The 9,247-nt window shown below is 64.6% G+C and carries 10 protein-coding genes; 6 read left to right on the top strand and 4 right to left on the bottom strand.

Features of this window, described 5'->3' with window-relative positions; all coding sequences use genetic code 11:
• Window positions 1–910, top strand: a 910-nt coding sequence (locus tag ACH2EI_RS07125) for an electron transfer flavoprotein subunit alpha/FixB family protein (protein ID WP_395159543.1), incomplete at its 5' end; no start/stop codon positions are given.
• A gap of 210 nt (window positions 911–1,120) precedes the next feature.
• Here the strand turns inward: ACH2EI_RS07125 and ACH2EI_RS07120 are convergent.
• Window positions 1,121–2,116 carry an LLM class flavin-dependent oxidoreductase gene (locus ACH2EI_RS07120; RefSeq protein WP_395159541.1) on the bottom strand — a complete coding sequence of 332 codons (996 nt, stop codon included), beginning with the start codon at window positions 2,114–2,116 and terminating at the stop codon, window positions 1,121–1,123.
• Between the two features lie 115 nt (window positions 2,117–2,231).
• Between ACH2EI_RS07120 and ACH2EI_RS07115 the strand changes: the two genes are divergently transcribed.
• The 5 genes from ACH2EI_RS07115 (at window position 2,232) to ACH2EI_RS07095 (ending at window position 6,462) form a co-directional block, all read left to right on the top strand.
• Window positions 2,232–2,882, top strand: coding sequence for a nitroreductase family protein (locus ACH2EI_RS07115; protein WP_395152727.1), 651 nt, complete (start codon window positions 2,232–2,234; stop codon window positions 2,880–2,882).
• 232 nt (window positions 2,883–3,114) lie between these two features.
• Entirely contained in the window at window positions 3,115–3,702 is a 588-nt protein-coding gene (locus ACH2EI_RS07110; RefSeq protein WP_395152728.1) for a hypothetical protein, read from the top strand.
• 132 nt (window positions 3,703–3,834) lie between these two features.
• A complete protein-coding gene (locus tag ACH2EI_RS07105; protein ID WP_395152729.1) occupies window positions 3,835–5,016 on the top strand; it encodes a MalY/PatB family protein in 1,182 nt (393 codons plus the stop codon).
• Window positions 5,013–5,819 (top strand): DUF169 domain-containing protein, encoded by an 807-nt coding sequence (locus ACH2EI_RS07100; RefSeq protein ID WP_395152730.1) that lies wholly within the window; start codon window positions 5,013–5,015, stop codon window positions 5,817–5,819. Before ACH2EI_RS07105 ends, ACH2EI_RS07100 begins: the two co-directional genes overlap by 4 nt.
• Window positions 5,820–5,946: 127 nt before the next feature.
• Window positions 5,947–6,462 (top strand): hypothetical protein, encoded by a 516-nt coding sequence (locus ACH2EI_RS07095; RefSeq protein ID WP_395152731.1) that lies wholly within the window; start codon window positions 5,947–5,949, stop codon window positions 6,460–6,462.
• Window positions 6,463–6,480: 18 nt separating this feature from the next.
• Here ACH2EI_RS07095 and ACH2EI_RS07090 read toward each other — a convergent pair whose 3' ends face one another.
• The 3 genes from ACH2EI_RS07090 to ACH2EI_RS07080 are packed head-to-tail and all read right to left on the bottom strand — an operon-like array spanning window position 6,481 to window position 9,226.
• Entirely contained in the window at window positions 6,481–7,707 is a 1,227-nt protein-coding gene (locus tag ACH2EI_RS07090) for a cytochrome P450 (protein ID WP_395152732.1), read from the bottom strand.
• Window positions 7,704–8,867, bottom strand: a complete 1,164-nt coding sequence (locus ACH2EI_RS07085) for a thiolase family protein (RefSeq protein WP_395152733.1) — start codon at window positions 8,865–8,867, stop codon at window positions 7,704–7,706. The genes ACH2EI_RS07090 and ACH2EI_RS07085 overlap by 4 nt, the downstream gene beginning before the upstream one ends.
• Entirely contained in the window at window positions 8,864–9,226 is a 363-nt protein-coding gene (locus ACH2EI_RS07080; RefSeq protein WP_395152734.1) for a Zn-ribbon domain-containing OB-fold protein, read from the bottom strand. The genes ACH2EI_RS07085 and ACH2EI_RS07080 overlap by 4 nt, the downstream gene beginning before the upstream one ends.
• Window positions 9,227–9,247: the final 21 nt, after the last annotated feature.

Here is a 9,247-nt window from a genome sequence, read left to right as displayed (position 1 = left end):
GTCGCTCGAGGCCTTCGCCTTTGCCCGATCGATCGCCGAGCAACTCGGCGAGCCGGTCGAAGCGTTGCTGATCGGTGCGGACGCTGTCGGCCTCGCCGACGTGTGTGCGGCGCACGGTGCCGATGTGGTGCATCACGCGTCCATCGCGGGCGACTCCGTGGGCGACTACGGCCCCGAGGCGTACGGCATGGTCGTGGCCTCGCTCGCTGCGCTGCTGTCACCGAGTGGCATCGTTGCGTCCGGAACTGACCGCGGTAACGAGGTGCTTGCGCAGGCTGCTGCTGAGCTCGACCTTCCGTTTGTTGCCAATTGTGTGTCGGTGCAGACCGATGATGAGTGGGAGTTGACCCGCGTGCAGTGGGGCGGCTCGCTCAACGAGGAGGCTCGGCTCGCGTCGCGTCTGCCGATCGTCTCGGTGGCCCACCATGCTGTTGAAGCCGAAGAGGTCGCAGCGGGCGCGACGGCGACCATTACGAAACACATCGTGGAATTGCCTGAGTGGGTCAGCCGTTCGGTCATTCAAGATCGCGTCGTCTTGTCGGAGGGCCTGACGTTGGCAACAGCGCCGGTCGTGATCGGTGGCGGTCGCGGCGTCGGTTCGGCTGAAGGTTTTCAGGTGCTTGAAGCACTGGCGGCGCGCCTCGGTGGCGTCGTCGGATGTAGTCGTGCGGTCACGAACAACGGTTGGCGTCCGCACAGTGATCAGGTCGGTCAAACCGGCACCCGCATTGCGCCGCAGCTCTACATTGCCTGCGGCATCAGCGGAGCGATCCAGCACTGGGTGGGAGCGAAGGCGGCGAAGAAGATTCTCGCCATCAACATCGACCCCGCCGCCAACATGGTCGTCAAAGCTGACTACGCAGTGATCGGCGACCTCTTCGAAGTACTTCCCGCTATCGAACAGGGCTGAGTTCGCATCGCCTCACACGTCTGGTGAACAGCGGGCATGGCGTGAGGCCAGAATCGGCACGCCGGGTGCAGTTCAAACAAGTCGTACGTATCGGCGACTCGACCGCAACGCACCCTGGGTACTCATCCAGAAGAACAACCCTGTTTTTTGTGAGCGACAGCGGGAACCGACGCTGTAATGGCTCACATAAACGAGAAAGCGGGCCAGCGTTCAGATTGCGACGGCGGTGGCGTCGCGGGCGTCCGCGAGCAAGTCGATGGAGCGGAGACGCTCGTCGATTGTCGGCGACGGATGCACCGTCATCAACTCGTCGACGCCGACAGCTTCGGCAAAGTTCTCGAGGTAGTGATGCACCGTTTCGGGCGTGCCGGCAGCGGTGTAGTGCATCATCTGGGCGATCTGTTGGCCTTGCGGTGACGCCAGGAGATCGTCGGCCTCGGCAGCACTCAACTCGCGGCTCGGGGTGACGAAACGGGCGATGCGTCGGCGGCTCACATCGACTCGCTGCCGTTCTGCATCCTCTTCGGTTTCCGATGTGATGACGTTGATGCCAGCCATGGCGTATGGCGCGCTCAGCTGCTCGGACGGTTGGAACTCGTTGCGATACGTCGCGATCGCGTCGAGTAGATGCGTCGGAGCGAAGTGCGAAGCAAAGGCATACGGCAGCCCGAACTTCGCGGCGAGGCGCGCGCCGAAGAGCGACGACCCGAGGATGTAGAGCGGCACGTTGGTGCCAGCACCCGGTACGGCGACGACGCCGGGAACGATCGACGCGGCGCCCAGGTAGCCCTGCAGTTCGCGGATGTCGTCGGGAAACCGATCGGACGCCCGAGGGTCGGTGCGCATGGCACGCATCGTGTTTTGATCGCTGCCCGGCGCGCGGCCGAGACCGAGGTCGATTCGGTTGGGGTGCAACGTGGCGAGCGTTCCGAACTGCTCGGCGATCGCGAGTGGCGAATGGTTCGGCAACATGATGCCGCCGGAACCGAGACGGATCGACGACGTGTGCGCGGCGACGTGAGCGATGAGCACGCTGGTTGCTGACGACGCGATCGATGCCATGTTGTGATGCTCGGCGTACCAGATGCGCTGGTACTCGCGCTGTTCGGCGCGTTGTGCGATCGCCACGCTCGTCCGGAACGCGTCGGCAGCCGTTTCGTCAGCACCGATAAACGCGAGGTCGAGGATCGAGATCGGAGTGGTCACGCCACCAGCATGCCTGGTCCGGTTCGGTGAGACACGGTGGAGCGACGCTCGCCACGATTCAGCGCGGCGCCGCCGATGACATCTCGTTCCACCGACTTCGGCCAACATGGGCGGCATGGACTTCGATCTCGATCAAACTGACGCACTCCTTTCAACCACTCGTGCGGTGCGCAAGCGCCTCGATTTCGATCGGGAGGTGCCCGACGACGTGCTCCTCGAATGTCTCCAGCTTGCCGTGCAGGCCCCCACGGGTTCCAACCAGCAGGGCTGGCGCTGGATGGTCATCCGCGATGCCGAGAAGAAGGAAGCACTCGCGAAGCTCTACCGCGACGCCGGTGGCGAATATCTCGCGGCGGCAGCCGAGCAGGCCGACACGGACACCCAGCAGGGCCGCGTCATCGACTCGGCAAACTTCCTCGCTCAGAAGCTCGGCGAAGTTCCGGTCCTCGTGATCCCGCTGATCATTGGTCGCCTGAAAGACAACAGTGCCAACGCTGCTGCAGGGTTGATGGGCTCGATCATGCCGGCAATGTGGAGCTTCCAGCTTGCGCTACGCAGCCGCGGCCTTGGCAGTTGCCTCACCACCTTGCATCTCGGCAAGGAACAGGAAGCCGCCGACATCCTCGGCATCCCCGATCACATGACGCAGGCAGGGCTGCTGCCCGTTGCGTACACGAAGGGCACCGACTTCAAGCCGGCCAAGCGCGACGACGTCGCGGAGATCACCTACCTCGACACGTACAAGAACCCGATTCGCCCCGCCTGACGCGGCCTGCGGATTCTCGGGACGGTATGCGGCGGATTCCGCCTTGTCTCGTCCCGAGTTCGGCGTGCCGCGTGTGACTGCCTCATCGCCTCACTGATCGCGCCGCGTCCCGAGCTCTTTGTGTGTGACAACCAATCGCCATACTGGCGATTGAGGCCCTCCAGTCGGGTCGAATCGTCGTCTTCGAACGACCTCACTCTTGAAGACCACGTCATCGTGAGGAGATCACACAATGGAATGCCGACGCTGGGTCCGCGGGCCCGATACCTATCACCCCGAAATCGACTGCGCCTGTGAGGAGTGCGTTGCGGCGGAACGGCGAATCGAACTCATCGACAAACTCGAACTGGCGCTTCGTCGGCCGATCGTTCAATTGCTTGACTCGGGCGTGATGCCTAACGAGATCGTCGCGATGGTGCGGGCGCGCATGCCGAAGCGATCGCAAGCCTGGATGCTGACTCGCGTCGAGTTGACCCACCAGGCCGGCTACTGGTTGAGCGTTCCAGCGTGGGCGGACCAACTCGCCGAAGTCGACCAGTTGGCCAAGCACACCGGCTTCAAGGTCGGGCTCACGATTCCGGGGTGGCTCCATGACTGGACGATGAAGCGTGGCTGCCTTGAAGACCATGTTTTGTCCGATTCCGTGACCGATGTGCGGGACGTTTTGGCACCGGAGCTTGCAGCATCGGCTGCATACGCTCGCCTGCAGGATGGAGCCTGGGATCTTGTTGCCGGCCGGCCATCGGTGCCGGTCAATGTCGTGGCGTTCCGGTCAAACGCCCGATGGACGGAGGTCGACTGTGGCACACCACTGGAATGATGGTGCACAGGCCTTGTTCACACCAGCGACGGGATTCTCGGGACGGTATGCGGTGGATTCCGCCTTGTCTCGTCCCGAGTTCGGCGTGCCGCGTGTGCGTGTCCGCGGTGCCCGGCTGACTACCGTTCGGAGATGGGCACACCCGACGCGCTGCTCACGGTGAGCGAAGAACGAGTTCGAGGGCGACTCGGAGTCAAATGGTCCAAGCATGGCCCTGATGTGCTCGCGGCGTGGGTCGCTGACATGGACTTCGACCCGCCGGCGCCGGTTCTCGACGCGATCCGTGCCCACATCGAACGCGGCGACCTCGGGTACGGGCCATTTGCTGTCGACCTTGCTCCGGCGTACGCCGACTGGCAGGAACGTCGGCACGGGTGGCGCCCCGACATCGAGCAAATTCACCCGTTTACGAGTGCCCTCCATGCCCTGGAAGCCGCGCTCTGGAACACGACCGATCCCGGCGACGGCGTCGTCGTGTTCACGCCGATCTACTATCCGTTCCTCGATGCGATCGACAACAGCGGCCGCCGACGGATCGAGGTGCCGCTGATCACCGACGGCTGGAAGCTCGATGTCGAACGATTCGAAGCGGCGATCGACGACACGACGAAGATCATCCTGTTTTGCAACCCCCACAACCCGACCGGCCGCATCTTCGACGCCGACGAAAGAGCGGCCGTCGCCAAGGTTGCCGAGCGACACGACCTGCTCGTGATCACCGACGAGATCTGGGGCGACCTGACCCACCAGTCCGGATTCGTGCCGTTGGGCGCAACCGACGAGCGGTTCGCCGGCCGTCTGATCACTCTCGGCTCAGCGAGTAAGACCTTCAACCTCGCTGGCCTGCGCACCGCCGTTGCGCACATCGATCACCCACGGCTCACGGCAACGCTGGCGACGATGCCAGGCCACTTGCACGGTTCACCGAGCACGCTGGGAATTACCGGCACGATCACTGCGTGGACGGCCTGTGACGACTGGCTGACGGCGGCGCGCCGCACCATCGAGGTTCGCCGCAATCAGCTTGCAACCCGACTCGCCGCCGACCTTCCCCGTGTCGGCTTTCAGCTCCCGCAAGCGACGTACCTCGGCTGGCTCGACTTCTCTGCGTACGACATTGGCGACGACCCGTCTGAATGGCTGCTTGAACACGCACAGGTGGCGCTGTCGAGCGGCGCGAAGTTCGGGACTGGTGGCCTGGGGTGCGCCCGGATCAACGTGGCGTCGTCGCCCGAGATTCTCGACAGGGTGATCGACCGAATCGCCGCCACATTGTCCACACACCGACCCGATCAATTTGGGAGCACCGCATGACCGACACCAGCAATGACCAAGCCGTCCACATCCGCAAAGGCGCGCCCGGCGATCTCGACTGGCCGACCACCCTGGCTCGGCTCGACAAGGTGCTCCGCATCCGCACGACGCCGATCGGTATGAAGATGTTCGAGACTGCCGCCGAGATGGAAGCAGTCCCGAAGATCCGACGGCCAAAGGACATCCACACGGCCGACCAAATCGTGTCGATGGCATCGCGCCTCAACTGGACCGTTGGTATCACTGGCGCCGATTTGGTTGGCGCCCAGTGCCAGGCCGTCCTCGGGCTTGGCGCGCAGGATGACGAGTGGTACTCGGGCAAGCACATGGCTGGTGTGTGGTTCGAGACGATCGAAGATTCCGCCGCGCACCAAGCCGCGATGCACGTCGTCCCCATTGGTAAATACGAGGCAATGGCGGTGTCGCCGCTCAGCACTGGCCGCCTGGATCCGCCGGACATCTGCATGGTCTACGCGACCCCTGGCCAGATGATCCTGCTGATCAACGGGCTCCAGTGGTCGGGGTACAAGAAGCTCGAATGGGGCTGTGTTGGTGAGTCGTCGTGCGCTGACTCGTGGGGCCGCGCCCTGTCGACGGGCGAGCCGAGCCTGTCGATCCCGTGCTACGCCGAACGTCGCTACGGCGGCGTGCAGGACGATGAGATGTTGATGGCGCTGCAGCCGCATCAACTTGTGCAGGCCATCGATGGGATGGAGGCGCTGTCACGCAATGGACTGCGCTACCCGATCCCGCCCTATGGCATCCAGACCGACGCACGCGCTGGCCTCGGCGCCAGCTACTGACGTTGCCGGCGGCCTTGTCGCCGGTCACTGTGTGACACCGTCGAGTCATACTGGAATCACCGGCGTCTGACGACTGGCTTGTCGCTGAGCGACCTACTCCTGTACTGCACTGCCCCGGAGGGTCCCCATGCGTCACATTCTCAACCTGCCACAAGCGTCCCCGATCCCTTGTCCGCCGCCAGGTCTCGACATCGCCGCTCGCCCGTTTCTCTGCGCCGACGACGTTGCACAGTGTGCTGTCGAGGGAGGAATTCTCACCGGGCAACGCCGGACACAGAGCTGGCACCTCGCCCGAGATGGCCAATTCACCTGCGGAACGCGGGCGACGTGTTCGGACTCGCTCGCCGATTGGGCTGCGCAGCCGAATCGGCTCATCGAGGCGTTTTTGGATGGCCGAGCAGAGGGGTCCTGCTCGCCGATCTGGGTGGTGATCGACGAACGACCGTCGGGCCTGACGGATCCTTGCGAGCCTCCTGGTGAGCACGATGCCGAGCAGTACCTCCGCCTCCAACGTCAGCTTGAAGTCGCCGGTATCACCCTTGTCGACGCTGTTGTGTTCGACGACCAACGGCATTGGTGGTCGATGTGCGAGCTGCTGACGGGCACGACTGCCTGGAGTGCGCGACCCACAGTTGTGTGGTGATCCGAGTTCGTCGCGGCGTCAGATGCTGATCGGCAGCGCTGTCGGGCCGCGCCCGAGCAGAACCTCGGCCCATGTGACCGCCGCGTCGTCGCGGAGCGTGAGCTCGGGGAATCGCTTGATCAGGCGACCGATCGCCACCTCGGTTTCCAGCCGAGCGAGGGCTGCGCCCAGGCAGAAGTGGCCGCCGTATCCGTAGCCCAGATGCGAGCGGGCATTCGCGCGATCGAGGCGCAGGTCACCAGGGTCGCTAAAGACGACCGGATCGCGGTTGGCGCCGAGCACGCCGAGAAACACCGTCTGGCCCGCTTCCATTGCGATGCCGTCTCGCTCGTGGTTTTCGCCGACAACGCGCACCATCAGTTTCGTCGAGCCGTCGAAGCGGTGCAGTTCTTCGAGCGCCCCGCCCAGCTGCTCGGGCTGTGACCCCAACATCCGCTGTTGTGCAGGGTGCTGGAGCAGCGAGTGCATCGAGTTCGAGATCAGGTTGGTCGTCGTTTCGTGGCCGCCGAACAGTAGCAACGTGAGCGCCCCGACCAACTCGGTCGGGGCGAGGCCGGCATCGGGGTCGTCGTTGGTCACTTCGATGAGCGCAGAGATCAAGTTGTCGGTGGGCTCGCGGGTGTATCGATCGACCAGGCCGGTGAAGTAGTCGACGAACTTGGCACTGCCTGCCGCAGCCCGCTCGATGCCAGCTGTTCGGTTGGCCGAGCCGAACACGATGGCGGCGAGCTGGTCGCTCCAGTGCTTGAAGTCGTCGCGGTCCTCGGCCGGCACGCCGAGCAACTCCGCGATCACGATTGCCGGCAGTGGAAACGCGAAGTCGCGGACGAGGTCGGGTTCGTCGATGTTGGCGAGGTCGTCGAGTAACTCGTCGACGATCTCTTCGACCCGCGGCCGGAGGTCGGTGACACGGGACGGCGTGAACGTGCGACGGAGCGGCTCCCGCAACCGGGCGTGCTCGGGTTCGTCGTGGAACACCATCCAGCCGCGGAGTAGGTCGAAGGTCTGACCCATTGCCGCGCGTGAGGCGTCGTCGAGCCGCGCCTCGAGTGGGGTCAGCCGATCGCTTGACAGCCGTTGATCGTGGAAACCGAGTCGGACCGCCTCGTGTGTGGTGAACATCCACGCTCGATGTCGAGTGAGCCACACGATCGGGCCCATCTCACGCAGCGCAGCGAAAATCGCGTGGGGATCAGCGATTGCATCCGACGCCAGGAGATCGACGTCGCTGGTTGGAGCGTTCACGAGCCGGGTCCGCGCAGCAACGCGATGACGCACGCGTTGGCGTCGACACCTGCCGCGCCACCACCCATTGTTTCAAGGAGTGCAATCCGCGCGCCGTTGACTTGGCGTTCGCCGGCTTCCCCGCGCAATTGCCAGACCAATTCGGCGGTTTGTGCCAAGCCGGTCGAGCCGAGTGGGTGCCCGCGCGACAACAGCCCGCCGCTGGGATTGACCGGTTGTGGCCCACCCAAGCGTGTGTGGCCTGACGGAGCGAGTGCTGCGCCTTCGCCCCGAGCGGCGACACCGATTGCTTCGAGTGTGAGAATCTCGCCGATCGTGAACGCGTCGTGCACCTCGAACACGTCAACGTCCTTGACGGCTAACCCCGCCTCGGCGAATGCCCGGGCCGCGGTGCGCTCCACTGTTTGGAAGCCCCATGGCTCGGTGTCGCTCGACGTCCAGAGTGGGCCGGATGAGAACTGGCTGGCCAGTATCTCGACATGGCGGTCCGCGTTGAGCTTGGAGCTGGGGTCGAACGCGGTGATCACCGCGGCGCCCGCGCCATCAGACATTGGGCAGCACTGCAGCAAGGTCAACGGCCCGGCGATCGGTCGGCTCTCCAATACCTCGGCCCTGGTCGGCGGAGTTCCCGAGAGGTGGGCACGCGGATTGAGCGCACCATGTGCCTTGTTCTTGACTGCGACCTCAGCGAGGAGTTCCGGGTCGACGTTGAATTCCTGCAGATAACGACTTGCCTGCAGCGCATAGAGCGCTGGCATTGCCAAGCCTGCACGGCCCTCGGGGTCGCTCAGTTCGGGCACGATTGGCCCGGCGAACTGTGTCGACAACTGCTCGACACCGACGGCGATTACCCGCTCGTAGCGCCCTGACGCGACAGCTTGCTGCGCTTCGTGCAGCGCCACGGTTCCGCTCGCACAGGCTGCCTCGATCTTGAAAGTCGGAATACCACCGAGCCCTGCACCGGCCAGCACCCGATTGGCGAGGCCAGGAGGGCCGAACACGGAGCCGACGAACGCCGCGTCGATCTCAGATGGTGCGAAGCCGCTGTCGTCGATTGCTTCGATGATTGCTTCCCACGCCAGTTCCTCGACGCGTCGATCGGGGAAGCGCCCGAACTGTGAGGTGCCCACGCCGGCGATGCCCACTCGGCGGCCGGTCATGACGCCACCGCCTCGACGAGTAGGTCGCCGTTGTCGTCGCCGACGAATCGCACGGCGCCCCCGGCGGGGATTTCGATCGCGTCAACGATGCGGGCCAATACGCGCGGTCCACCGTCGATGTCGACGTAGGCGAGGACGAACGGTGGAGCAAGATCGCCGATCCGGAGGTGCACGGTGGTCGACGACCAGACAGTGCCGCCTGGCCCGAACGACTTCGGCGTGGTCGAACCGAGGCATCGCTCGCAGCGGTCATGCTGTCGAGCGGCAACGTGGCCGCATGCGGCGCACGCTGATCCGTCGATGCGACAATCGGCCAGGTGGGGTCTGGGGTCAGCCGGTATCGGAGGTGCGATCGCCATGGCCCCATGCAAGCACGCCGC

The sequence above is a fragment of the Ilumatobacter sp. genome (genome assembly GCF_041688325.1).
GTDB lineage: Bacteria > Actinomycetota > Acidimicrobiia > Acidimicrobiales > Ilumatobacteraceae > Ilumatobacter_A.
Note: the sequence above shows the minus strand (reverse complement) of the source record. Positions and strands in the feature narration are given on the sequence as shown.